23 protein-coding genes and 3 pseudogenes are annotated in these 26,059 nt (G+C 41.4%); 18 read left to right on the top strand and 8 right to left on the bottom strand.

The genetic code is table 11. The annotated features are described in order from the left end of the window. The 8 genes and pseudogenes from BJN41_RS02360 to BJN41_RS02330 all read left to right on the top strand — a co-directional run. Positions 1-242: integrase core domain-containing protein (locus BJN41_RS02360; RefSeq protein ID WP_141730354.1), on the top strand; the 242-nt coding region annotated here is incomplete at its 5' end. 55 nt (positions 243-297) lie between these two features. Beyond that, positions 298-420 (top strand): annotated as a pseudogene (locus BJN41_RS15270) (YqaJ-like viral recombinase); the annotation flags it as partial. Positions 421-604: 184 nt separating this feature from the next. Next, positions 605-1,504 (top strand): hydrolase or metal-binding protein, encoded by a 900-nt coding sequence (locus tag BJN41_RS02355; protein WP_070152896.1) that lies wholly within the window; start codon positions 605-607, stop codon positions 1,502-1,504. A 240-nt stretch (positions 1,505-1,744) separates the two neighbouring features. Next, entirely contained in the window at positions 1,745-3,475 is a 1,731-nt protein-coding gene (locus tag BJN41_RS02350) for a type I restriction-modification system subunit M (protein WP_070152893.1), read from the top strand. After that, positions 3,465-4,922 carry a helix-turn-helix domain-containing protein gene (locus BJN41_RS02345; protein ID WP_070152890.1) on the top strand — a complete coding sequence of 486 codons (1,458 nt, stop codon included), beginning with the start codon at positions 3,465-3,467 and terminating at the stop codon, positions 4,920-4,922. The genes BJN41_RS02350 and BJN41_RS02345 overlap by 11 nt, the downstream gene beginning before the upstream one ends. After that, positions 4,919-6,277, top strand: coding sequence for a restriction endonuclease subunit S (locus BJN41_RS02340; RefSeq protein ID WP_070152887.1), 1,359 nt, complete (start codon positions 4,919-4,921; stop codon positions 6,275-6,277). Before BJN41_RS02345 ends, BJN41_RS02340 begins: the two co-directional genes overlap by 4 nt. A gap of 2 nt (positions 6,278-6,279) precedes the next feature. Continuing rightward, a complete protein-coding gene (locus BJN41_RS02335) occupies positions 6,280-7,356 on the top strand; it encodes an AAA family ATPase (RefSeq protein ID WP_034681910.1) in 1,077 nt (358 codons plus the stop codon). Position 7,357: 1 nt separating this feature from the next. Then, positions 7,358-8,029: a DUF4276 family protein gene (locus BJN41_RS02330; protein ID WP_034681908.1), complete on the top strand. Its 672-nt coding sequence runs from the start codon at positions 7,358-7,360 to the stop codon at positions 8,027-8,029. Between the two features lie 233 nt (positions 8,030-8,262). Here the strand turns inward: BJN41_RS02330 and tnpC are convergent, their stop codons facing one another. The 4 genes and pseudogenes from tnpC to BJN41_RS02310 all read right to left on the bottom strand — a co-directional run. Next, complete coding sequence (tnpC, locus tag BJN41_RS02325) at positions 8,263-9,867, bottom strand: IS66 family transposase (protein WP_070152884.1); 1,605 nt, start codon at positions 9,865-9,867, stop codon at positions 8,263-8,265. Between the two features lie 74 nt (positions 9,868-9,941). Beyond that, positions 9,942-10,277, bottom strand: coding sequence for an IS66 family insertion sequence element accessory protein TnpB (gene tnpB / locus BJN41_RS02320; protein WP_019838498.1), 336 nt, complete (start codon positions 10,275-10,277; stop codon positions 9,942-9,944). After that, positions 10,274-10,657 carry an IS66-like element accessory protein TnpA gene (gene tnpA, locus BJN41_RS02315; protein WP_019837527.1) on the bottom strand — a complete coding sequence of 128 codons (384 nt, stop codon included), beginning with the start codon at positions 10,655-10,657 and terminating at the stop codon, positions 10,274-10,276. Before tnpA ends, tnpB begins: the two co-directional genes overlap by 4 nt. A 123-nt stretch (positions 10,658-10,780) precedes the next feature. After that, positions 10,781-10,957 (bottom strand): annotated as a pseudogene (locus tag BJN41_RS02310) (transposase); the annotation flags it as partial. 87 nt (positions 10,958-11,044) lie between these two features. Here BJN41_RS02310 and BJN41_RS02305 point away from each other — a divergent pair. Further along, positions 11,045-14,146: a type I restriction endonuclease subunit R gene (locus BJN41_RS02305; protein ID WP_070152878.1), complete on the top strand. Its 3,102-nt coding sequence runs from the start codon at positions 11,045-11,047 to the stop codon at positions 14,144-14,146. Between the two features lie 87 nt (positions 14,147-14,233). Here BJN41_RS02305 and BJN41_RS02300 read toward each other — a convergent pair. The 3 genes and pseudogenes from BJN41_RS02300 to BJN41_RS14560 all read right to left on the bottom strand — a co-directional run bounded on the left by BJN41_RS02300 (position 14,234) and on the right by BJN41_RS14560 (position 16,472). Continuing rightward, positions 14,234-15,101: pseudogene (locus BJN41_RS02300) on the bottom strand (IS982 family transposase). A 119-nt stretch (positions 15,102-15,220) separates the two neighbouring features. Beyond that, positions 15,221-16,249 (bottom strand): transposase, encoded by a 1,029-nt coding sequence (locus BJN41_RS02295; protein ID WP_074964441.1) that lies wholly within the window; start codon positions 16,247-16,249, stop codon positions 15,221-15,223. Positions 16,250-16,268: 19 nt separating this feature from the next. After that, positions 16,269-16,472 carry a phage integrase N-terminal SAM-like domain-containing protein gene (locus tag BJN41_RS14560; protein ID WP_074964440.1) on the bottom strand — a complete coding sequence of 68 codons (204 nt, stop codon included), beginning with the start codon at positions 16,470-16,472 and terminating at the stop codon, positions 16,269-16,271. A gap of 170 nt (positions 16,473-16,642) precedes the next feature. Between BJN41_RS14560 and BJN41_RS02290 the strand changes: the two genes are divergently transcribed. The 6 genes from BJN41_RS02290 (at position 16,643) to BJN41_RS02270 (ending at position 20,713) form a co-directional block, all read left to right on the top strand. Then, on the top strand, positions 16,643-17,194 hold the full coding sequence (locus BJN41_RS02290) for a YdeI/OmpD-associated family protein (protein ID WP_070152873.1): 552 nt from the start codon (positions 16,643-16,645) through the stop codon (positions 17,192-17,194). An 89-nt stretch (positions 17,195-17,283) separates the two neighbouring features. Then, on the top strand, positions 17,284-17,631 hold the full coding sequence (locus BJN41_RS02285) for an iron chaperone (RefSeq protein WP_070152870.1): 348 nt from the start codon (positions 17,284-17,286) through the stop codon (positions 17,629-17,631). A 230-nt stretch (positions 17,632-17,861) separates the two neighbouring features. After that, complete coding sequence (locus BJN41_RS02280) at positions 17,862-18,218, top strand: hypothetical protein (protein WP_070152868.1); 357 nt, start codon at positions 17,862-17,864, stop codon at positions 18,216-18,218. A 189-nt stretch (positions 18,219-18,407) separates the two neighbouring features. Beyond that, positions 18,408-18,794 (top strand): VOC family protein, encoded by a 387-nt coding sequence (locus BJN41_RS02275; RefSeq protein WP_070152865.1) that lies wholly within the window; start codon positions 18,408-18,410, stop codon positions 18,792-18,794. 241 nt (positions 18,795-19,035) lie between these two features. After that, positions 19,036-19,395: an SRPBCC domain-containing protein gene (locus BJN41_RS16055; protein ID WP_074964439.1), complete on the top strand. Its 360-nt coding sequence runs from the start codon at positions 19,036-19,038 to the stop codon at positions 19,393-19,395. Positions 19,396-20,065: 670 nt separating this feature from the next. Continuing rightward, on the top strand, positions 20,066-20,713 hold the full coding sequence (locus BJN41_RS02270) for a hypothetical protein (protein ID WP_070152862.1): 648 nt from the start codon (positions 20,066-20,068) through the stop codon (positions 20,711-20,713). Positions 20,714-20,741: 28 nt separating this feature from the next. On the opposite strand, the gene BJN41_RS02265 is transcribed toward BJN41_RS02270, so the two are convergent. After that, complete coding sequence (locus tag BJN41_RS02265) at positions 20,742-21,929, bottom strand: MFS transporter (protein WP_070152859.1); 1,188 nt, start codon at positions 21,927-21,929, stop codon at positions 20,742-20,744. Between the two features lie 1,070 nt (positions 21,930-22,999). On the opposite strand from BJN41_RS02265, the gene BJN41_RS02260 reads away from it, so the two are divergent. From BJN41_RS02260 to BJN41_RS02250, 3 genes are read left to right on the top strand one after another with little or no spacing between them, the layout of a single operon-like run. Beyond that, positions 23,000-24,127, top strand: a complete 1,128-nt coding sequence (locus BJN41_RS02260) for a Re/Si-specific NAD(P)(+) transhydrogenase subunit alpha (protein WP_019836710.1) — start codon at positions 23,000-23,002, stop codon at positions 24,125-24,127. 11 nt (positions 24,128-24,138) lie between these two features. Beyond that, the gene (locus tag BJN41_RS02255; RefSeq protein WP_070152856.1) at positions 24,139-24,462 is read left to right on the top strand and encodes a proton-translocating transhydrogenase family protein; all 324 of its coding nucleotides are present in this window, start codon (positions 24,139-24,141) and stop codon (positions 24,460-24,462) included. 3 nt (positions 24,463-24,465) lie between these two features. Further along, on the top strand, positions 24,466-25,911 hold the full coding sequence (locus tag BJN41_RS02250; RefSeq protein WP_070152853.1) for an NAD(P)(+) transhydrogenase (Re/Si-specific) subunit beta: 1,446 nt from the start codon (positions 24,466-24,468) through the stop codon (positions 25,909-25,911). Positions 25,912-26,059: the final 148 nt, after the last annotated feature.

The raw sequence follows: 26,059 nt of genomic DNA, 5'->3' as shown, positions 1-26,059 counted from the left end.
CGCAAACAAATGGTATATGTGAGCGTTTCCATAAGACGATTTTGCAGGAGTTCTATCAAATTACGTTTAGGAAGAAGCTTTATAGCTCATTGGAAGAATTACAAGTTGATCTAGACGATTGGCTGAAATTCTATAATACTGAACGGACTCATCAAGGAAAAATGTGCTGTGGTCGTACACCACTTGAAACTTTACTTGATGGAAAACGGATTTGGGCTGAGAAAAATTTAGCTCAAATTTAACCTGACAGGCACAATAAAAAATGGGTAACTGTCAGATCAGGTTTGAGCTAGTACAAAATCCAAAGATTCAATCAGTTTAGACAGTAAAGCCTTACTCAAACTTCACCCAGAAATGCTTGAGCAGTTTCCGCAAAACAAAGCAGGGACACGACGTTTTCAGATCTATACCGATGACTGAATCCATCACATCAATATTTCCAGTCTTCAAAAAAGCGCAAAAAACCACCCCCGACCTACCGACTCCCGAAGGAGCGGTAGGCCAACAATGGCGGTCTTTGCATTTCATCTGATCTTTAAACGGTTTTGTATTTGCTTACATAACAAAGGGTCAACAGTAAAATTTTATTTAGAGGAAAATTATCGTGATTAAAGGTCTAGCAATCACACCACCCATCTTGGGCCGGATCAGTATTGGTCGTGTAGTCGAAAAGAATGGCAAGCGTCTGCCTGAGAAAGACGATCAGTTCACCATTACCAGTCAAATACAGGGTAAGGACGGTTGGATTAAACACCCCTTGGATGAGCAATTGCGTAGTCAAGCACCGAATCAAAAGCTGCGTAGCATCCCTGTACGTATGATCTTCAATGACCCTGAATTGAACTTACGTGCCGAGTACAGCTTGTTTGACCGACAGACAGGTCGCCCGATTTGTGTGGGGAATGGTCAGACGTGTCAGCGTATGACATCACAAGGTGTAGAGCAACATCCGTGCCCATCCCCCGACTTATGCCCACTTGGACAAGGTGGACATTGCAAGCCTTATGGACGCCTGCATGTCAATTTAGGCGAAGCCGATGAGTTTGGGACTTTTATTTTCAGAACCACTGGTTTTAACAGCATTCGCACTTTGGCTGCGCGACTGAGTTATTACCATGCAGCGTCTAATGGTTTGTTATCTTGCCTCCCATTGCAGTTGATATTGCGTGGTAAGAGTACGACACAGAGCTATCGTCAGCCAGTCTATTACGTGGATCTGACTTTAAGAGAAGGGATTAGCTTGAATGAGGCGATTAATCAGGCGAAGCAAATTGATGAACAGAGCAAGCAGGCGGGGTTTTATCAGGAAGCTTTAGACTTTACCGCAAGGAAGGGTTTTGCCAATGCACGGTTTGAAACGGATATAGAGGAAGGGTTAGAGGTGCTGGAGGAATACTACCCTGAACAAGAACAAAACCGAACGGTGGAGCAACAAGCTTCGCATGAAGGGTTTGTGCAGGATATTCAGCAGGGGTTGCAGCAATCAGTCAGACCCGTCAACTAATCGGTTGGTTGGAGAAGAGTAGCTTTCCAGGTTGCTCTTTTTTACGACAGTATTAGTCGTGGGAGTCGTCAAAGTACTATTTTAGCTATAGTTATCCCGTTAAAATAACAAGACTTAATTAATCTCTATTTTTTTTGTTAAGTGCATGACTTTTAATAGGTCGTAGATATGCTAACTTAGCAACATTGTTTAACATTAAGTATAAAACCAAAGCGGTTGATCTTGGATTGAGGAAATAAAATGCATTCATTGGAACAAAAATTTCTAAATGACTTAGATGACAAGCTTTGGAAAGCCGCCGATAAATTACGCAGCAGTCTGGATGCCGCTAACTACAAGCATATTGTTTTAGGACTGATTTTCTTAAAGTACGTATCAGATGCTTTTGATGAACGGCAATCAGAACTCAAAGAATTGTTTGCACAAAAAGACGATCACAACATCTATTACATGCCGCGTGATCAGTACGACAGCGAAGAAGAATACCAACAGGCTATTGCTGATGAACTAGAAATACTGGATTACTACCAAGAAAAAAACGTATTTTGGGTGCCAAAAGCAGCACGTTGGTTAAGTATCCGCAATGCAGCAGCTTTACCAATTGGCTCAATCATTTGGCAGGATGAGCAAGGACAGGACGTGAAGTTACGCTCTGTATCTTGGTTGATTGATAATGCTTTTGATGAAATTGAAAAAGCCAATCCAAAACTAAAAGGTATTCTGAATCGTATTGGACAGTATCAGCTGGACAATGACAAGCTACTTGATCTGATCAATACTTTTTCTGACACCAGTTTTACTAATCCAGAATATAACGGTGAGCAACTCAGTCTGCACAGTAAAGATATCCTCGGGCACGTCTACGAATACTTTTTGGGACAGTTTGCCTTGGCTGAAGGCAAGCAGGGTGGTCAGTACTATACGCCTAAAAGCATCGTCACCTTGATTGTTGAAATGTTGCAGCCTTATAAAGGTCGTGTGTATGACCCTGCAATGGGTTCAGGTGGATTCTTCGTATCCAGTGAAAAGTTTATTGAACAACATGCTCAGGAAAAGCATTACAAAGCCTCCGAACAGAAAAAGCATATTTCTATTTATGGTCAGGAGAGTAACCCGACCACATGGAAACTGGCCGCCATGAACATGGCGATTCGCGGGATTGATTTTAATTTCGGTAAAAAGAATGCAGACAGCTTTTTAGAGGATCAGCATCCAGACTTACGTGCTGATTTTGTCATGGCTAACCCACCTTTTAATATCAAAGATTGGTGGCATGCTTCGCTAGAAAGTGATGTACGCTGGAAATACGGTACACCGCCACAAGGTAATGCCAACTTTGCTTGGATGCAGCACATGCTGTACCATCTATCACCTACGGGCAGTATGGCATTATTACTTGCCAATGGTTCGATGAGTTCCAATACCAACAATGAAGGTGAGATCCGTAAAAACCTGATCGAAGCCGATCTGGTGGAATGCATTGTTGCATTACCAGGACAATTGTTCACCAACACGCAAATTCCAGCCTGTATCTGGTTTCTAACCAAGGACAAAAAGAACGGATTGTCTTTAGATAAAAAGAAAGCTAACCGTGAAGGTAAGACGCTGTTCATCGATGCCCGTAATTTGGGCTATATGAGAGATCGCGTACTGCGTGACTTTACCGATGCAGATATTGCTAAAATCACCAATGCTTTACATGCTTGGCAACAAGGCGAAAATTTTGAAGGCGAAGCGTATCAAAATGAGAAAGGGTTCTGTTTCTCTGCTGAGCTCAAAGATATACAAAAGCACGACTACGTACTGACTCCGGGGCGTTATGTCGGTGCAGTCGAGCAGGAAGATGATGGCGAGCCATTTGCTGAGAAAATGGCACGCTTAACAGGACAACTTAAACAGCAGTTTGCTGAAAGTGCTGTTTTAGAAGCAGAGATTAATAAGAATTTAAAGGGCTTAGGTTATGAATTCTGAGCAACCCTTGCTGCTTGAGATTCAGAAAGGCGAAAGTAAAACGTTAGAATTTAAGCAGCAGTTACCTAAAGGTCAGCAGATTGCCAAAACATTAATTGCTTTTGCGAATAGTAGTGGCGGAAAGTTAATTATTGGGGTGACTGATGATCGACAATTAGTAGGTATTCAAGAAGATATTTTTGACCTGCAAGATAAAATCACCTCGATGATTTATGAGTTATGCGTTCCGCAACTTGCTGTACAAATTTATGTTGAGAATATAGATGGTATCGAGTTGTTGGTGGTCGAGGTTGCTCGAGGAAGTTTATTTCCATATTACCTTAAACCCATGGGACGTGAGCAAGGTACGTATATACGCATAGGCGCTAGCAATCGTGTTGCTTCACCAGAAAACATTCAGCAATTAGAATTGCAGCGTCTGAATGTAAGTTTCGATGCTTTAGCCAATTATCAATACCCTTTGGAAAAGCTCGATTTAACAGTTTTGGAAGCAGCGTTCAAAGCTGCTGATAAAACACTGACTTTAGAAAAGATGTTGAATCTGAAACTGGTGATTGAAGAGCAAGGACAGCGTTATGCCAGTCATGGTTTATTGATCTTGCTCGGTCAATATGAGCATGTGATGACTCAATGCGCCCGATTTAAAGGCACCAATATGAGTGTGTTTTTAGACCGTAAAGAATACATAGGTGATTTGTTTTCACAAATTGAACAAACAGAAATTTTTATTAAAAATCATTTATCTTTGCGTGCCGAAATTCGTGGCTTAAAGCGTTACGACTATTTGGAAATCCCCGAAAGTGCCATTCGTGAAGCACTGATTAATGCTTATGTACATCGAGATTACAGTAACTTTGGACGTAATATTAAAGTCGCAGTTTATGATGATTTGGTCAATATCCTCTCCCCAGGTGGTTTACCTAATGGTTTAACTGAAGATGATTTGCTGTATGGTCGTTCGGAAATTCGTAATAGGGTATTGGCACGTGTGTTTAGAGAGTTGGGCTACATTGAGCACTGGGGCAGTGGCTTGCAGCGTATTATACAAATGTGTGAAGTGGAAGGACTCACAACACCTGAGTTTTCGGAAACGGGTGATTTCTTCGATGTGAAGTTGTATCGCCCTGTAATCGAATCTGTCAGTGATATGGTAGATGGTACAGTCAGTAGTACAATCGAGGATTTAGGTGGTACAGTCAGTGGTACAATCGCGGAGTCAGGTGGTACAACCGAAAGCTATATTTTAACTGAACGGCAAATCCAGATATTAGGCTTAATCCAACAACAGCCGAAAATTTCTTATCGTCAAATGACTGAGCAATTGGGCATTCATAAGTCAGCCATACAGAAGCATTTAGAGAGTTTAAAAGATGCAGGTTGGCTTGAGCGTGTGGGTGGAACACGTGGCTATTGGGCGATTAAGAAAGAATTTGGGGGTGAGGTGTGAGTTTTGAGACAATAAAGGATATTGTGGATTTTAATCCCAGCCGTCCGTTATCTAAAGGTAAGGAATTTCCTTTTATTGATATGGCATCTTTACCTGTAAATGGCAGAGATATTAATGAAGTTTCGAATAAAGTTTTTAATGGTGGCGGAGCAAAATTTAAAAATGGTGATACCTTATTTGCACGAATCACTCCATGCTTAGAAAATGGTAAAACAGCTAAAGTCGAAAATTTACCAGTAGGTTGTATCGCCCACGGTTCAACAGAGTTTATAGTTTTGTCAGCAAAGTCAAAAGACGACGAAGATTTTGTTTACTATCTCGCACGATTACCTGATTTTAGAAGTTACGCAATTTCAAGAATGGAAGGAACTTCTGGAAGACAAAGAGTTTCTTGGCAAGCATTGGCAGAATTTAATCTACGATTACCAGAGAAAGGTAAACGGAAAAAAATAGGTAAAATTTTAAAATCACTAGACGACAAAATCCATCTAAATAACCAAATCAACCAAACCCTTGAATCGATTGCCCAAGCCCTCTTTAAAAGCTGGTTTATCGACTTTGACCCTGTCCGTGCCAAAATTGCAGCTAAGCAGGAAGGCAAAGACCCTGAACTTGCTGCCATGCGTGCCATTAGTGGTAAAAACGAAGAAGAGCTTCAGCAAATGTCTGAAGATGATTTGGCTGAATTGCGAGCAACTGCTTCGCTATTTCCTGATGAGTTGGTAGAAAGTGAGTTAGGGGAAGTGCCGAAGGGGTGGTTTAAAACAGACTTAAGTATTCTTGCTGATTTGAATGTTCAATCATGGACTAAGAAAAATTGCCCTGAAAAAGTAACTTATGTAGATTTATCAAATACAAAATGGGGGGTTATTCAGCAAACGGAAGAATTTATTTTTGAAAAAGCACCGAGTCGAGCAAGACGTGTATTGAAAATAGGGGATACAATTGTTGGTACAGTTCGACCTGCAAATGGTTCTTATGCTTTTATTCAACGAGAAAATTTAACAGGTAGTACAGGTTTTGCTGTTCTTTCGCCTAAACATAAAAATTATGCTGAATTTATTTACATTGTGGCAACTGATAAAGAAAATATTAAGCGTTTAGCTCATTTGGCTGATGGTGGAGCTTATCCTGCCGTAAGTTATGATACTGTTTTAAATACACCTTGTATTTTACCTATCGAAAATAAAGATGGAGTTTTGAATTTATTCCATAAAAATATAAAAGAGTTTTACTTTCTTTCGGCGAGTAAATTTGAAGAAAATAATATTCTAGCAAGTATAAGAGATACCTTGTTACCTAAATTATTGTCGGGTGAGTTAGATGTATCAGGTTTGCAAGGTGAGGGAGCATAATCATGTCACTACGTCAAATCACTATACATGGCTATAAGTCAATTGAACATTTAGATAAGTTTGAGTTAAGCAGTTTAAATGTATTGATTGGTGCAAATGGCGCAGGTAAAAGTAATTTTATCAGTATTTTTAAGTTGCTGAATGAAATGTATGAGCAACGTCTGCAAAGTTTTGTACAAAAACAAGGTGGACCAGATAGCCTATTGCATTTTGGTAGAGATATAACCGATAAAATTCATGCAGAATTCTATTTTTATATGAATGGCTATAAATTTGATTTAGTACCGACATTAGATAATAGACTGATTTTTGATCGTGAATGTACGTGGTTTGAAGGTGTATATTACGGTGCAAGTACTCATACGATTGGTTCAGATCATGAAGAATCAAAATTAAAAGAAACTAAAGATTCATTTGCTGAATATGTCCGACCAGCTATACAAGGATGGCGTATTTATCATTTTCACGATACCAGTGATACAGCTAAAGTTAAGCGATCACATGCAATAAATGATAATTTAAGGTTAAAACCTGATGCAGAAAATTTAGCAGCATATTTAAGAATGCTTTCAATAAAATATCCTGATGAATATCGAAGAATTGTAGAAACGATACAAATTGTTTTGCCATTCTTTAAGGACTTTGTGCAGCGTGAAGATGACGATATATTTATTGAACTAGAATGGTTTCAGGTTGATCGTCCAGATACACCTTTAAGAGCACATCTATTATCTGATGGTAGTTTGCGCTTTATTTGTTTAACCACGTTATTGTTGCAACCTAAAGAATTATTGCCCGATACCATTATCATTGATGAGCCAGAACTAGGTTTGCATCCATATGCGATTAGCGTACTTGCGGATATTTTTAAACAAGTGGCAGAAGATAAACAATTAATTATATCAACTCAATCTGTTGAACTCATTAATGAAATGGAAGCAGAAAATATTATTGTCGTGGATCAAGAACAAGGAAAATCAACGTTTAAGCGGTTTGGGCAAGAGGAGTTATCGGAGTGGTTAGATGATTATAGCTTGGGTGAGCTATGGAAGCGTAATGTTTTAGGTGGGAGACCCTGATATGCAAGAAGTAATTGTAATTGCTGAGGGTCAAACGGAAGAGGTATTTATTAAACGAGTGGTTGCTCCCATATTCCATTCGCAACAGATTTTTTTAAAGCCAGTGTTGATGAAGACTTCTGCTACAGCTAAAGGTGGGGCAGTTACTTTTGACCGTTTAAAACTAAATATTAGAAATGAAATTAGACGAAATCAAAATATAAAACTGACAACATTTTTAGACTTATATGGATTGGATACGAGTTTTCCTGATTTTAATCAAGCACAGTCAATACAAGATGTTTATTTACGTGTAGAACATTTAGAACAGGCTCTACATAGAGAGCTTATTGCATTTGTTGAGTGTAGACCTGAAAGAATTATTACTCATATACAACCTTATGAATTTGAAGGTTTACTATTTTCAGATGTTGATCAACTTTGTTCAATTGAACCTACTTGGCAAAGATCTCACGCAACATTGCAAAGAATGAGAGATGAAGTAGATTCACCAGAACATATTAATAATGGTTATGAAACTAAACCATCCAAAAGATTAGAAGATAATCTGCATCCTAAGTATAAGAAAACTACTCATGGACCAAGGATTGCTCAGCATGTTGGGCTAGAGCGAATGGAACAAGAGTGTGCCCATTTTAAATCTTGGATGGATAAAATTAGAGCATTAGGATAAATCATAAACGAGCCCTAATTTAAAAAATCTCTGTCTAAGATTAAGGGCGAACTATGCGATATCAACTGCTCTATAATTTATTTTTATTTCATCGCAAATCGAAGTGGTTTAAATTTTAATTTTAAGACTTTGATTAATATGTATTTTTTATTTCATTGCAAATCCATTTATAATTTTAAATAGGTAGATATGGGCATGAACGGTAAGCGTCCGCTGAATCCCATGCCTATTTTTTAATTTTGGTCGGATTTCCAGCGGTGTGGCAGTAATTCTTCTATTTGGGTCACTTTATGCGTCGGCAGCCTTTTCAGCACATCACTTAAATAGGCATACGGATCCAGGCCATTCAGCTTTGCTGACTGGATTAAAGTCATGATATTGGCAGCTCGTTGACCACTGCGCAGCGAGCCTGCAAACAGCCAGTTCTTGCGTCCTAAGGCCCAGGGACGCATCTGATTCTCGACCCAATTATTGCAAATCGGTAGATTGCCATCATCCAAATAGCGACTTAAAGCTGGCCAACGCTTAAGAGTGTAATTGATMGCCTTGGCRRTTGGAGAACTCGAYGGCACYGTCAGATRATGTTGGTTGAGCCATTCATATAGTTGTTGCATCACCRGTTGACTATGCTGTTGTCGGTATTCGCGGCGGTGTTGCGCTGTACCATCGGTCTTTTTCCTGAGTTCTGCTTCTATCGCATACAGTTTCTGAATCAGCACTAATGCCTGTTCAGCGACCTGACTTTTTTGGGTCACATGCAGTTCGTGGAATTTACGACGTGCATGTGCCATGCAGCCCACCTCAATGACCTGACCTGATCTAAAGCGTGCTTTGTAGCCACTGTAATCATCACAGACCAGATGGCCCTGCCAATCTTTTAGAAAGGCTTCGGCATGTTCACCAGAGCGACTGTCTTGAAAGTCATAAATCACGGCTTGAATTGGATTATATTGGGTTGTTGCATAAGCCCAGACATAACCTTTCTTCGGTTTTTTCTCATTCTCACCCATCCGCATGATGGTGACCGGCGTTTCATCGGCATGCAGCACCCGCTGTTGTAACACCACCTCTTTTAAAGCATTGGCCAGAGGTTCCAGTTCCACACCGCAGCGACCTATCCAGTCAGATAAAGTGGATCTGGACAGATCAATGCCAGCCCGCTGATAGATCAGGCGCTGACGGTACAGGGGTAAATGATCAGCGTATTTGGAAACCAGCACATGGCTAAGCAGTTCAGGTGAAGCAATGCCTTTATCAATCACATAGGCGGGCATCGCTTGCTGAGTCAGGGTGTCRCACTGATCACAGACCCATTTRCCACGCACATGCTGTTCCTTATAGAACTGTGCCGGTCTGAAATGCAGTTTTTCACTGAYATCTTCGCCGATACGACGKARYTGGCAGCCACAASYGCATTGGGTTGATGCAGGTTCATGCTCAATACGGATGGTGTGTAGATGATCTGGCAGYRGTCGACGTTTAGGTTTRTTGRYTKTGGCTTTCTGTGTCGCTGCATCRGTTTTATCTGCATTYAGCCGTTCCAGTTCCAGATCAACGGCTGCGATATCTTCTTCGACCGCTTCATCCCAAAGATGAATTTGTTTTGCAGTTAGATGTTCGTTTTTACTGCCGAATTTGTGCTGTTTAAATAGTGCGAGTTCATGCTCGTATTTTTGGTTGAGAATGGAGAGATGTTGGTTGCTTGCTTCAAGATGTTGAACTTTCGCATCTAATTTTTGATTTGATTGCGCTAGAGACTGATGCTGCATCGCCAACTGCCGGGTAAATTCCAGCAGTTGTTCATGGGTCAGTTGGCTTAAGTCAGGCAGCGTATTCATGACCGCAGTATGCCTGAGGTCATGAGAAGAATGAAATAGAACGTTTGGAGAATGGCAGAATGTACGAGCCTGGTTTAGAGCATAGTCACCACCTGCTGTCGTCCAATGCGCTGCCAGGGCAAACCCTGGATCAATGCCTGTAACTGTTCTAGACTGAGGGCTACGGTTTCACCTTGGTGAAGCTGAGCCCAGTGGAATTTCCCCTGTTCCAGCCGCCGGGCACACAGCCAGATGCCCAATCCATCATGTACCAGCACTTTCATGCGATGGCCACGTTTATTACAGAACAGGTAGGCGCAATGCGGTTTGATCGAGCCAAAGGCTCTCAGCACCTGAGCCATGGCAGTATCCATCCCTGCACGCATATCCATTGGCTGGGTAGAAAGCCAGATTTCATCAATGCGGATCATGTTGCAAGTGCCTTGAGTAATTCTGCTAAAGCAGATATTTCTGATACTTGCCATTTCAAGCCAATTTCTGCTTTTGAGTGAGGTAAAGTAATTTGAACCGTTAACATATTAGTAGAAATAGGATCTAATGGTGCAGAGCAGGATAAGGCAATAAATGCAGGTTTATTCGGTAGTGGTGAGCGATCATTCTTTGGCTTACCATCAAATAAGCGAATCCATTTGGATACAAGATTTGTATTCAATCCATGTTGCAAAGCGACCGAAGCAATTGAAACGTCAGGTGCTTTACAAGCCTGAACGATCTGCTGTTTAAATTCAGCACTGTATGTTCTTCGTTTTTTCGCTAGAGATGCGATGGATGTCTGATTATTTGTCGTCATAAATTTAAGTCCCCACTTGTTTTTAAGTGGGGACTAAATTAAGGCTTATAGGATGAATTCATAAGGTGTGTTCAGCGGACGCTTACNCGGTAGTGGTGAGCGATCATTCTTTGGCTTACCATCAAATAAGCGAATCCATTTGGATACAAGATTTGTATTCAATCCATGTTGCAAAGCGACCGAAGCAATTGAAACGTCAGGTGCTTTACAAGCCTGAACGATCTGCTGTTTAAATTCAGCACTGTATGTTCTTCGTTTTTTCGCTAGAGATGCGATGGATGTCTGATTATTTGTCGTCATAAATTTAAGTCCCCACTTGTTTTTAAGTGGGGACTAAATTAAGGCTTATAGGATGAATTCATAAGGTGTGTTCAGCGGACGCTTACCATGAACGAAACCCAACTTGAAAACCTCTGCTTAGACTGGTTCGCTGAAAATGGCTGGGAAGTCGTTCATGGTATTGATATTGCGCCTGACAGTAGCAATCCTTTACGCAAAGACTTTAAACAAGTTTTACTTGAAAGTGATATACAGGCTGCCTTTGAACGCTTGAATCCACACTTGCCTGCGAGCTGTTTTGAGCAGGTTTGGCAAAAACTAAGCAAGCCTGAAAGTTTGGATTTAGTCATTAATAACCGTGCTTTCCACCGTATGTTATTGGAAGGTGTACCTGTCACCTATAAGAAACAGGATGATTGGGTACATGACCATGCCTTCTTGGTGGATTTCAACCATGTGCATAAAAACCGATTTGTGGCGATTAATCAATTTACTATTCTAGGTACTAAACAACCTCGACGTCCCGACATCATCTGCTTTATCAATGGTATTCCCTTTGCGGTGTTGGAGTTAAAAAGTCCAACCGATGAAAATGCAGATATATGGGATGCCTTTAACCAGCTGCAAACCTATAAAGAAGAAATCTCGGATTTATTTGTTTATAACGAAGCCTTGGTAGTGAGTGATGGCGTAACAGCTCGTGTAGGTTCACTCACAGCGAATCAGGAACGTTTTTTGCCGTGGCGTACGATTAAGAATGAAGATGACAAACCCGCTTTAGAGTGGGAGCTAGAAACGGTTGTTCGAGGCTTCTTTGACCGAGAATTGTTTTTAGATTACATCCGATTCTTTGTGCTGTTTGAAACAGATGGCGAAAAGACCATTAAGAAAATTGCAGGCTATCATCAATTCCATGCGGTTAGAGAAGCCGTACAAGCGACCATTGCGGCATCCAATCCAAGTGGAGATAAGAAAGCAGGCGTTGTTTGGCATACCCAAGGCTCGGGTAAAAGTATCTCCATGTGTTGCTATGCGGGTAAACTTTTACAGCAGCCTGCCATGCACAACCCAACCTTGTTAATCGTAACTGACCGTAATGACTTGGATGGACAGCTCTTTGAAACCTTTAGTAATGCTCAAGAATTATTAAAACAAACGCCAGTACAAGCCAATAACCGTGATGAGCTGAGAAAGTTTTTAGCTGAGCGTGAGTCTGGTGGGATCATTTTTACCACGGTACAAAAGTTCGCATTGCTAGATGGTGAGAGTGAACATCCATTATTGAATGGACGCCACAATATTGTGGTGATGTCAGATGAAGCACATCGTAGCCAATATGGTTTGAAAGCAAAACTAAACAATGATGGCACATACAAGTTCGGCTATGCCAAGCACATGCGCGATGCTTTAAAGAATGCTGCTTTTATTGGCTTTACTGGAACTCCGATTTCGAGTGAAGATAAAGACACCCGAGCTGTCTTTGGTGATTATGTTTCCATCTATGACATTCAGGATGCCGTCGATGATGGGGCAACCGTACCCATCTATTACGAATCACGTTTGGCAAAGCTAGATATTAATCAGGCTGAAATCGAAGAGCTATCTGATCAAGTCGATGAGGTTGTAGAAGATGAAGAAGATGTTGGTAACCGAGAAAAGACTAAAAGTGAGTGGAGCCGACTAGAAAAGCTGGTGGGTGCCACACCACGGCTGAAACAGATTGCTGCGGATTTAGTCGCACACTTTGAAGCCCGTACCGAAGCGACAGCAGGTAAAGGCATGATTGTGACCATGAGCCGAGAGATCTGTGTGCATTTGTACAATGAAATTATTGCTCTACGCCCAGATTGGCATGACCCTGATCCTGAAAAAGGCAAAATCAAAATTGTGATGACAGGTTCAGCTTCAGATAAACCATTGTTACAGCCACACATTTATAACAAGCAAGTCAAAAAACGTCTTGAGAAACGCTTTAAAGATGTGAATGATCCTTTGCAGTTAGTGATCGTGCGCGATATGTGGCTCACAGGTTTTGATGCGCCTTGTACGCACACCATGTATATCGACAAACCGATGAAGGGGCACAACCTCATGCAGGCCATTGCACGTGTGAATCGTGTCTTTAAAGATAAGCAGGGTGGGCTAGTTGTTGACTATATCGGCATTGCTAATGAATTGAAGCAAGCCTTAAAAACCTATACCGATGCCAAAGGGAAAGGTGAGCCAACTTTACGTGCAGAAGAAGCCTATGCAGTGCTTGCTGAAAAGATGGATGCGATACGGGGAATGTTTGCCAAAACCAATGAACAGGTAGGCATGGATTTAAGTGCTTATGAAACTCAGGCACACCGACTGATTATCCCCGCAGCTAACTATGTGCTGAGCTTAAAGGATGGTAAAAAGCGTTTTCTTGATTTAGTCTTAGCAATCAATAAAGCCTTCTCTTTATGCAGCACCTTGGATGAAGCGAAGAACCTGCACAAAGAAATTGCCTTTTACTCAGCCATTAAAGCGGTCATTAGCAAGCATACCTCTGTAGATCGTAAACTGTCGCAAGCGGAAAAGGACAGTACGCTAAAACAGATTCTGGATAATGCTGTCATTGCTGATGGCGTAACAGATGTCTTTGCAATGTGTGGTTTGGATAAACCCAACATTGGCTTGCTTTCAGATGAGTTCTTGGAAGATGTACGGCAGATGCCATACCGTAACTTGGCAGTTGAACTGTTGGAAAAGTTACTCAATGATGGCATTAAGGCAAAGACACGAAACAATGTGGTACAGGAAAAACACTTCTCTGACCGTTTGCAGGAAACCTTGAGGAAATACAATAACCGAGCGATTGAAACTTCTCAGGTCATTGAAGAACTCATTCAAATGGCAAAAGAGTTTCAGGCCGAAATGCAGCGTGAAGCTGCACTTGGTTTGAATCCTGATGAAATCGCTTTCTACGATGCCTTGGCGAATAATGAAAGTGCGGTCAGAGAGCTTGGAGACGATACTCTGAAGCAGATCGCCCGAGAGATTACAGAGAAGCTACGGAAATCAACGACGGTCGATTGGCAGGTTAGGGACAGTGTCCGTGCTCAGCTTAAAATTCTTGTACGTCGTACTTTGCAGCGTTGGAAGTACCCACCAGATAAAGCGGCTGAGGCGATTGAGTTGGTCATGAAGCAGGCTGAGCAGTTGTCGAATGCTTGGACGCGATAGAATTAAAAAATTCATATCAGGTCAAAGCCTACACAATTTAGAGATGCTCTAACCTTATTAAAATAACCTGAGTTCGATGAAATCCACTTAACCTTTTAGCATATTTTGGAAAGTTGGCTTATTGGGGTTCAAACAATAAGCCACTACAGCAGCCATGATATTCACCATGAAGTTATTTACCGAACGATGACGTGAATGTTCAAGTTGATGTAAATTTTTTAATTGATCATTCACTGTTTCGATCAATCCTCTTCTGCAAAGTAATTGTTTTTCTTCTTCAGTTTGGATGGGTTTATTTTTCATATTCCGACGTGATGGAGTCAATATTTTCAGTCCTCTTGCTGCTAAAGCTTCGGCTTTTGCTTTGCTCAAATAGCCTTTGTCTCCGAGTAGGATCCCTTTTAATTCTTGAGTTAAAGATTCTAATATAGCAACATCATGAACATTTCCCGATGTCAGCTTGAGATTAATAATTTCACCTAAATTATTGATAACGAGATGTAATTTAAAACCATAAAACCAACCCGTACTACTTTTTCCACGACCGGCCAAGCCTTTAAATACACGATGCCTTTTAATCCGAAGATTATGGCAAACTACCAATTTAGTGGAGTCAATGATACTGATTCCCGTATCTTTTCCTTTCACCTGATGGAAGAAACTACTCAGAGCTTGCAAACAACGGGGCATGATTTCAATAAATCGGTTGTAGCTAAGCAGTTTAGGAAAAGCAGATTTCCAGAATGGAACGAACGATCATTTGGCAATAAAAATATTTGAAGAATCTAAAACCGGATTGATGAAATAAAATGACAATGGTCATTGCTTCAGACAAGCTTAAAGCTGACTTTTTCAACCTGGTTTTTTGATTAGAAATTAAAGCTTTCTCTAAAGATTCATTAAATTTTTTGCAGAAATCATCCAAAATACAAAATAATTCGGTAATATGATCCATTGAGAAGCCTTGTTTTATAACATTTTGTCTTGAGAACCAATATGTTACAAAAACAGGGCTTTTTTTCTACTCTTTTTTTATATCGAACTCAGGTTAAAATATATAGGACTTACGCACTGTTATTTATAGACTCTCTGTGGTAGCAGATGATTTTTATCGAGAATAAAGTCATCAATGAAGTTTTTGATCATTGGTCTAAATAATTTCTTCTGCCAACGATATACATTTGCAAAGATCCCCTCAAACTGGTTCTTTTGTATCTCAACGTAGGCCATCAAGGCTGAAAAAATATGATTCAAAATCAGTTTAGATCGTCTTACTTGAAACTTTTCAATATGACAAACCTGTTTAATCACTCGGTGATATTGTTCTATTTTCCAATGACTTGAATGTAATTCATGAAAACCCTCAAAGGACAATAAATCATCTTCATCTTGATGCACAATATAAAACCTCTGCTGTTCTTTTAACTGAGTCTTAAATAATTGTACAAAGCCAAAATCTTTGAGCCAGACCACTTGACCCTGATGGAAATTCGGCAATAAACGCAGTTGAAACCATTGTCCTTTTTCTGGGGAAACCTTACGGTTACAGTCGATACCAAACATAAATCGAATACCATGTTTTCTTATGGTTTTTAGATTTGCAGTCGATGAATACCAACTATCACCTGTAATAAATTGAATCTTTGCACCCCAACTAAGTACTTCACTTAACATATCCATAAAGTAATCATTCTTGGTTTTACCCTCAGATTTGTCATAAATTCGGAAATTAATTGGAATATTTTGACCATTCTGATCTGTCGCATACAAGGTAATGAGATTAATCCCCTTGACGGATCGGTGGTGTTTGCCTGACCAAAAATAGCCAACCAAGTCCATATGTTGACTATATGGTTTATCTAAAACAGTATCATCAATACTGACTATAAGTTTGTTATTATCAATATGTTGAATTGCTTCTTGATATAGGTCGTGAGGTGTGTAGTCTTCACGCTCTAGAAAGCGATTTACACTATCATGCGAGATATTATAAGTCTCGGCAAGTTGTGTGCAGCTAATAGAGTTCGGTTCTGTCATGAGAAAGCCCATATAAATGGGTAGAGTACAAGTTGCTGTAGAAGCATTTTTAATTCGTCTGATCACAGATACTTTTTAAAGTATTTTAATACTTTTTTGAATCCGTCAATGCGTAAGTCCTATAAGACTCGACTTCTGACCGCCCCATGTCACGTGGATGGCGCATCTGATGATAAATGACATGGCGTTTTATCCAGCCACAATAGGCTTGTTCAGTCCGATAACTCATGTGCTTATAACGTATACGCTGCCTGACTAAATCAAGAAGTTTGGGTTGTTGAACTGACATGTTATTATCCTTGTTATTTTTATGATTTAATGATAGTTTTTAGTTCAAATAAATCAATATTATTTTGTTTAATACTTTATAAATAGGCGTCTTATGCAGCAAGTTTTAGCATCTTATGTGTCACCTCTGCCGCATAAGAGTAGTAAGGCGTACTTGGTGGAGCAACACGGATGCCGACGAAGAGCCAATCCGCTACCTTTAGCGACAAAGTTCGACTTGCGAATGAGGAGGACAAGCATACGGGCTTTGCTTTCGCAAAGGTTCCCGCTGTAATCAGCAAGTCGCATCTTCGGAAAGGGCGAATAACTGCAAACGTCGCTGTCGGAAAAAGTTCATTTGACGCGCTATTTGAGCCTGATGGAAAGCTAGGTCATTGGTTCAAAATCCCGGAAAGAGTTCGCAAGGCTGAAAAACTTTCCGAGGGAGATAGCGTAGATTTCCAAATCACGTTGCTCGCAGAACAACCCGAGCCTGACTTGCCGCCGTTATTCAAGAAATTGTTGAATTCCAGTGATTCTGCTCAGGCGACTTGGGCACAAGCCACGCCATTAGCAAAAATCGACTGGGTTCACTGGATGGAATCAGCCAAGCAAGCCGAGACAAGACGAAAGCGCGAACGTGACGCTATCGACATGCTCGAACATGGCAAGAAGAGAGTTTGCTGTTTCGATGCATCTGGCTTTTATAGCAAGTCGCTTTGCAGTCCAGACCAAGAGGCTTAAATTTGGCAAGGTACGCCTAACAATTCATTTAAGCCGACGCCCCTTCGCGGCGCGGCTTAACTCAGGTGTTAGGCCTCACGGAGAAGCTCATGAACCCATCAACCCATGAGGAATACTTCGCAAGCGCATCGCCCGAAGCTCGCCCCTTGCTGCAGGCAATCCAGAAGAAGGTCGAAGAGTTGTTGCCGAATGCCTCTCGCTGCATAAGCTACAAGATGCCGGCATTCAAACAAGAACAAGTGTTCTTCTACTTTGCTGCTTTCAAGAAGCACATCGGCGTCTATCCACCAGTCACGAACGATGCCGCTCTTATCAAGGAGCTCGCGCCTTACCGTGGCGAGAAAGGAAACCTTTCTTTTCCTTTTGGTGAGCCGCTGCCTATTGAGCTCATTGGCCGTGTCGCTCTGGCGCTGGCCCGCCAGTACACCTCCAAGTAAGAGGTGAGCGAGTGAAGCCTAACCATTCATTCGAGCCGACGCCTGACGGCGCGGCTTAATTCAAGCGTTAGCTTGACGCCTTCGGCGCGTTGAGGAATAGTTGGATTATTGATACTGGATGAGATACCTTTCTTTAAACATCATAAAATGCAAGTCTAGCATCTAACATTATGGATAATATCATTTAAATCCAATTACTTTTGTTAAACTGCAATATAACAGGAGGTGGTATGACTATTGTTAAACCGAGTAACTGTGGGAATGCACCAAAAAACAAATTTATTGAAGATTTCATAAGCACTGTACTATCAAATGAGGTGTATGAAACCCAGATTGATAAAGACATAGTGGTTTTAACTTATGGTTGTGACGGTGCAGATAGCATAGATAAGTTTGCAACTTATATTAATAATTTAAACGGGAATAAAATAGAACTATTAGATGCAATAAGTCATGGAAAAAAGGGAGCTATAGATTTTAAGATTTCACTTAGTGATGGTTCGGTATTGAGTGCTGGAATATTTCTAGAATTTAAAACTCATAAAGCTGACRAAATATCATACTTAAAAGTAATTGCATCTAAGTAAAATATACTACTAATAGAATGATTAATAATGAGTTAAGCTAACAACTGCTTCAACCTGATATTTTCTTTGTCATAAAACTTGCTTGTCGCTTCGCTCGGCAAGTTTTACGCCAAGCCCTACGGGTACGAAAATACAGGTTAAGCAAATGTTAGACCCTCTTCACAATTTGTTCAAAAAAGGAGAAACACCATGAAAAGCAATCCGGTCGGTTGGTTTGAACTCTACGTTCAGGACATGCCCCGTGCAAAGGCGTTCTACGAGGCTGTGTTTCAAGGCTCACTAGAAGAGCTGAAAAACCCTGACCCTAACGGCTTCCCCGAAATGGAGATGTGGGCATTTCCGATGTCAATGGAAGGTTCCGGTGCAGCAGGAGCACTGGTGAAGATGGCAGGATGCCCTTCTGGTGGTAGTACTTTGGTCTATTTCTCCTGTGAGGATTGTTCAGTTGAGGCTGAACGAGCAGCAGCACATGGAGGAGAAATATTCAAAGGCAAGATGTCTATTGGTGAGCACGGCTTTATAGCGATGGTTGTCGATACCGAAGGCAATATGATTGGCCTTCATTCAATGCAATGAATAGATGGTCTAACACTGCGCTCCAAGGGACGCGACGCAAGCGTCGCGCCCCTGAGCTAGCACGTTAGGCAGCACATCTCGCAGCGCGAGGCACACTCACGATTCGGAGGACCTATATGGCTTTTGAAGATTCCCAGCACACTGCACACACAACTCACGCGACATTGGTGTTCGAGCGCGAAATTCCAGCAACCGTCGAAAGAGTATTCGCAGCTTTCGCAAGCGCGAAAATTCGGTCGGCGTGGGGGCGCCGTCAGACACTGCCACCATAATCTATGACCAAGATGACTTTCGAGAGGGCGGTGAAGATCGCTTCCGTTGCGGCTCCAAGTCAAATCCAAACATTCACGGCACTACACGCTATCTTGAAATCATCCCGAATCTCCGCATCGTCTCCAGCGAGACGATCTCGATGGATGGAAAACGACTCTGTGCTTCACTAACTACTCTTGAGCTGGCTAAGTCTGGAAGCGTAACGAAGCTAAGAAGCACCAGCCAAGTTGCGTCCTTCATTGGTCAGGACATGATTTCTGGCATGGAGACCGGAAACAATGGTTCACTGAATAGTCTCGTCAACTACTTCTCCAGAGAGCGAGCGTGATCAATGTTGTCGCGCACGTTTGCTGCCTAACAAGCGCTTGCAGCGGACGCCCGCAAGCGGGCGCCGCTGAAGCGCGGCGTTAGGCCGCACTACGCGAGGAAGTTCTTAATTTTTTTGATCTAGACTTTACATGTGCCGTATTAAGAACAGATCCCCATTACATGTTATAATAAATAATCTGAATAACTACCAAAATCCTAGAAACAGGGAACTATATTTATGATTAGTATTTGGTGGTCCTAAGTTCGATTAAGGGCTAATTAGTATTAAAAGCCTTATTGGTCTCATTCTCAATAAATTTTACACCAAATTTACGCCACATCTTCTTCTTAATGATACTAACCATTTGATATTCAATATTTACTTAATATTGTTGATCCAATCCATCATAGGTGCAACCGAAATGCGAGGTTGTAAAGTTTGGATGGCACGTGTCATAACCCACCTGAATTGAAAAATAAAAGCACAAGACCGCGCATTATACGGGGTTTAAGTGAAAATCGACAGTGTCCACAACCCACATCCATTGGCATCAACTTTGCTTTGTTCGCTATGAAACACAGCAGCGCAACCGTAGATGCTAAAGCGGAACTGCTCAGTATTTGTATGCGTAGCCGTTTTTTAGTATGTTGAAAAGATAACGATAACGCAGCATAAGAGAGAGAATAAAATGTTGGTGTTAGAAGAAATTTATCGAACTAAGAAAAATGAATTTTCAACGGCATTTAATTTACGCATGCAGCGCAGTTTAAGTTGGTGGAAAAAAGCCATTGATTTTCATGATGATATTGATATGCAATTTATGACAGCATGGGTAGCCTTGAGTGCCTTGTATGCGCAAAGTCAGACAGCAGAGCATACACAACAACAGACCTTGCAGCAATTTGTGCAGCGCATGTATCAAAAAGATGTCGATCAGCGCATGGCGAAAATCATTTGGGAAAAATATCCACAAAGTTTAGAGGTGTTGCTGATCAATCCTTATTTGTATCAAAGTTTTTGGGATTGGCGTAATCAAAAAATGACTGAAGCCGAATGGCGTGCAGATTATGAAGTAGAAAAACAGCAGATTATGCAGGCATTGCACATCCATGATTCAGCCACAATTTTGGCGTGTTTATTTAATCGCTTACTGACTTTACAGCAGCAACTTTTACAAGGTGGTACAACCTATAACAGTGCAATCAACCGCAAACAACTCAGCCATGCCAATACTTTATTGTGTGCGTTGATGCCGTGTTTTATCCAAATTTTATTGGAAAATTTAGAAAATGTGGAATGGAGTCAGCCATTTTATCCTGTGATGCAAATGTCTTAAGCGACTTGCTTGATTGTAATAGCAGCGTTTAAGACATGGCGTGTTGACGTTGATGTTGCCAGTCGAGTAAGGCAAAGCTTATTGCGCCTKCAACAAAACACAAACCAACTAAGCAACTCCATAACCATCCACCGTGTTGCCACGCATAGATTCCCAAGGCAGAACCACAAGCACCGCCAGTAAAATAACTGGTCATATAAATTGAGTTAATCCGCGATTTGGCATCGGGGCGTAAGCGAAAAATTACGTTTTGGTTGCTGCTGTGTACGGTGGCAAGCCCAAGGTTAATTAAGCCAAAACCAAGAATATAACTCCATAAGCTAAATTGTCCGTTATATAGAAAGACCCAGCTGATTGCCAATAACGCCAAACCACCCCACGTCAGCACTGTAACATAGCCACGATCTGCAATTTTTCCCACGTGTTTGGTCGAAAGAGCACCGAATACTCCCACTATTGCCACAATGCCCACCATAAAGTCGGCTAAGCCAAAACTGGATTTGAGTAATACTGCGATGGTAGAAAACAATACGCTCATTGCAGCAAAAACAAACGCACCGATGAAGGCGCGATAGACCAAACGACGTTCTTCTAAAATGAGTTTGCCCATAGACTGAAACACGGCCAAATAGCTGAGTTTGCTTGTTGAGATAAAGGGTAAGCGCGCTTTAAGGACTGCGGCAATGCACAGCATCAGTATTCCACTAATTAGATAAATCACTTTCCAATGGAATAAATTGGACAGTAAACCTGCCAAACTGGTCGAAAGTAAAATACCGACCAGTAAGCCACTCATCAATAAACCGACCACTTCACCCATTTTTTCAGGTTTTACAGTCATGGTGGCAAAAGGAATTAAGACTTGTGCTGCCACAGAAAACAGCCCTGTGATAATTGTGCCAATCCATAACATGTTTAAATTGCTGGAAAAGGCACATAAAAATAAGCCAATCGAGGTCAAAAACATTAAAAGGGGAATGAATTTGGTTTTATTGACAATATCGCCCATAGGCACAATGAATAATAAACCCAGTGCATAAGATACTTGTGCAAAAGTCACCGTCAATGCCACTTGGGATTGCGGAATCTGGAAAGATTGATGAATCGAGTAAATCAGCGGTTGGCAATAATAATTCGCCCCCGCGCATAGACCACAGGCAATCGCCATCAACCAGAGCAGGGTTTTATCTTGGCTGATGTCGGGTGCAGTGTTCATAATTATCCTAACTTCAATGGTAAAACGGAATTGCAGCAGCTTAAAGATTGAACTCAAAAATCAATTTCAATATACGTGGCAGGATGCCGTCTTTAGCTTAATGAGAAAACTTGTTTTTGGACAAGGTGAAAACCATCACGCCTACAATATTAAGCATTTAGCTGAACCATTGTATGCCATTTAGATGTTCACCTAAAAATGCTGTCGAGCAAGGCGGATGTAAGAAAAGTGACACTTGCTGCGCACAAAAATGCAAGTTGCATGATAGATAAACACAGATGCGACTGCATGGATAAAGCTGTGTGCTGTATTTGAGCAAGCATAGCCGATCTTATGCAGATGGTCTGATTGAGATGGCATAAATTTTGTAAAAGTAGAGCAAATGGGCTTTGCACGATAATGGTGCAAATTAGCTGAAAATATTACAAAACAGAGAAAATCCATCATCAGACTAAATGACGCACAAAAAAAATGAAAAAAATAGCAACGCTAACTTAGACCTGAGTTGAATAAATTTAAACTTCTTTTAAAAGTTTTACTGTTTGAAATATTCGGTTTTACTCATAAGGCAAAGGTAGGTTTTTCTAAGGTTTTCAGTTGCGCAAAACACTTCTAAATTGAACCTTGTTGTGCAGTGTAAAAATTGTCAAGAAAGTCAATTTGGTGTTTAAGTTTTGCTTTTAGCGCTTAAATGTATAGATATGCAATCTTTTAGCGCTAAGTCGGATTTTCCGAATTAAGTGAAATGCGTGTCAGAATGATCAATGCTTAATTCATTTAAATGTGGTCAACTGCAAGCTCAAAGCATCGCTTTTTTTCTTTTAGACACACCAAATCGAAGTTTCGCTGAATAATTAGACTTATATTCAAGAAGCAAAACTTATCAATTATATCTCGCAACAATATTTTCATGAATCATCAGTTCAAAATATAGGTATTTATTAAATAAATATTGGGTGGTAATTTAAAAATGTTGCATTAGAATCCAAAAATTCAACAAAACTTATCCTGAGGGGAAAGCATCGTTATCGACGATGTTGACTTAAGAAAAACCAGCTTGAGGAACGCTCATGCAGATCGGAATTCCAACCGAAACTGTTGTCGGTGAAAATCGTGTCGCTGCGACGCCAGAAACAGTAAAGAAGTTGATTAGCGCGGGTCATAGCGTAGTCATTGAACGTGGTGCAGGCATCAAAGCCGCTTATATCGACAGCGCTTATGAACAAGTAGGCGCGACCATGACAGATGATGCTTATCGCGGTAGCCAAATGATTTTGAAAGTTCGTGCCCCAAAGGGTGAAGAAATTCAAAAACTTGCACCGAACAGCACTGTGGTGGCGATGTTTGATCCTTACCGCAATACTGAATTAGACCAATTTGCTGCGGCTCAGGTGTCTGCATTTGCTTTAGAGCTTTTGCCACGTACCTTGTCGCGTGCGCAAAATATGGACGTGTTGTCATCACAAGCCAACTTGGCAGGTTATAAATCTGTGTTGTTGGCTGCCGCAGAATATCAACGTATGTTCCCAATGTTAATGACGGCAGCGGGTACTGTAAAACCTGCGCGTGTTGTGATCATGGGTGTAGGTGTTGCGGGCTTGCAAGCCATTGCAACGGCGAAGCGTTTAGGTGCTGTAGTAGAAGCAACTGACTTGCGTCCAACGGCAAAAGATCAGGTGGAGTCTTTAGGTGGTAAGTGGTTAGACGTACCAATGTCTGAAGAAGAACAACAAAAAGCTGCCGATGCTGCCAAAAACGGTTACGGCTGGATGCCTGGTGAACAATACATTAAAGACCAAGCGGTGATTGTCGATAAAGCTGTCTCTAATGCGGATATCGTGATCACTACTGCGTTATTGCCAGGTCGTGATGCACCGCGCTTAATCAAAGCGGAAACTGTGGCAAAAATGAAGCCAGGTTCTGTGATTTTAGATATGGCGGTTGAAACGGGCGGTAACGTCGAAGGTTCACAATGCGGTGAAACTGTAGTGACTGCTAATGGTGTAAAAATTTTGGGTATTCCAAATATTCCATCGACTGTATCGACAGAGGCATCTGCACTATACGCGCGTAATGTGTTCAATTTTGTTGAAACATTATTTGATAACGACAAGAACTTCGCATTGAATCCAGAAGAAGAAATTCAGAAAGCATTGCTGGTCACTCATAACGGTCAAGTGCTGTTAAAGCGTGGTTAAGGAGAACTCTCATGGTTGAAACAATTACGATTTTTGTCCTTTCCATCTTCGTAGGTTACTACGTGGTGTGGGGGGTAACACCTGCGTTACATACGCCATTAATGGCAGTAACCAATGCACTTTCTTCAATTATTATTGTAGGTGCGATGATTCAAACTGTCGGTCTACCAATTATGGGTGTAGAAGGCAGTGTCGACTTCCAAACCATTAATGTGGTGAGTGTACTTGGTGCGATTGCTGTGTTCTTGGCAAGCATCAATATTTTCGGTGGTTTTGCAGTGACTGCGCGTATGCTGGAAATGTTCAAACCAAAAGCAAAGAAAAAAGAGGGCTAATGCATGGAATTTATTCGTGAATATGCAGACTGGTTCTATTTAATCGGGGCTGTGCTCTTTATCTTAACTTTACGTGGTTTGTCTGGCCCTAAAACTGCGATTGCGGGCAACCGTTATGGCATGATCGCAATGGCGATTGCAGTCTTGACCACATTCTTCGTGGCAGACAATCCTGTTGTGTGGATGATCCTGGCAGCCATGGCAGCAGGTGCAGTGGTGGGTATTGCCCGCGCACGTACGGTGCCAATGACTCAAATGCCTGAAACTGTAGCCTTAATGCACTCTTTAGTTGGTTTGGCTGCGGTTTTAATTGCGATTGCTGCGATTATTCATAACAACAAGTTGATCGAACTGGGTCCAGACTTGTTGACTGCAAATGGCATTACTTTCCATGAAATGAGCCGTGTTCATTTATTTGAACTGTTTGTAGGCTGTTTCGTGGGTGCGATTACCTTTACCGCATCTGTTTTTGCATACGGTAAATTGGCGGCAAAGAAATGGGCAAAAACCATTTCGGGTGCATGGGTAAAACCTGTTCAAGCGTTAATTTTCCTTGCTATGTTAGGTTTCGGGATTCACTTCTTCCTGAGCGGTAACATGACTTCATTCTGGGCAATGACAGGTCTGGCATTGGCATTCGGTTGGGTATGGATTGCACCAGTGGGTGGCGGTGACATGCCAGTTGTGGTGTCATTGTTGAACTCATTCTCAGGTTGGGCAGCAGCAGGTATTGGTTTCACGCTTGAAAATAACATGCTGATTGTTGCAGGCTCATTGGTCGGTTCTTCAGGTGCGATTCTGTCTTACATTATGTGTAAAGCCATGAACCGTTCAATCATCAACGTATTGTTTGGTGGTGCGATGGGCGGTGCAGCTGCACCAACAGCGGCAGCGGGTGCGCAAGTGCAACGTAACTACCGTTCTGGTTCTGCTGATGATGCTGGCTTCTTGATGTCAAATGCAGACAGCGTGGTGATTGTACCTGGTTATGGTATGGCACAAGGTCGTGCCCAGAATGCGGTAAAAGAATTGGCAAACTTGTTGAAAGAGCAAGGTGTAACAGTTCGCTTTGCGATTCACCCAGTGGCAGGTCGTATGCCAGGTCACATGAACGTATTGCTTGCAGAAGCTGATGTACCGTATGAAGATATCTTGGAAATGGACGAAATCAACTCAGATTTCCCTGCTACAGATGTGGTGTTGGTCATTGGTGCGAATGACGTAGTTAACCCTGCGGCAAAAGATGATCCAAACTCGCCAATTTACGGTATGCCAATTCTTGAAGCGCATAAAGCACGTACCATTATGGTCATCAAGCGCTCTATGGCAACAGGTTATGCCGGTCTAGACAACGACTTGTTCTATAACGACAAGACCATGATGATCTTTGGTGATGCCAAGAAAGTGGTGGAAGATATGACTAAAGCCATTAATGGTACAGGTCACTAATTCTCTCAATCATTCGATTCTAAAAAAATCCCTCTTTATTCAAAGGGGGATTTTTTTATGCCTGAAATATTTTCACTTATGTAGCTCATCTTTTGGGTATGTTTGATGAGAGCCGGAATTCGTGCAAATAAATAACTATTAAACAGGT

It is taken from the genome of Acinetobacter towneri, assembly GCF_001758345.1.
Classification (GTDB): domain Bacteria; phylum Pseudomonadota; class Gammaproteobacteria; order Pseudomonadales; family Moraxellaceae; genus Acinetobacter; species Acinetobacter towneri_A.
This window is presented reverse-complemented; position numbering and strand designations above follow the sequence as displayed.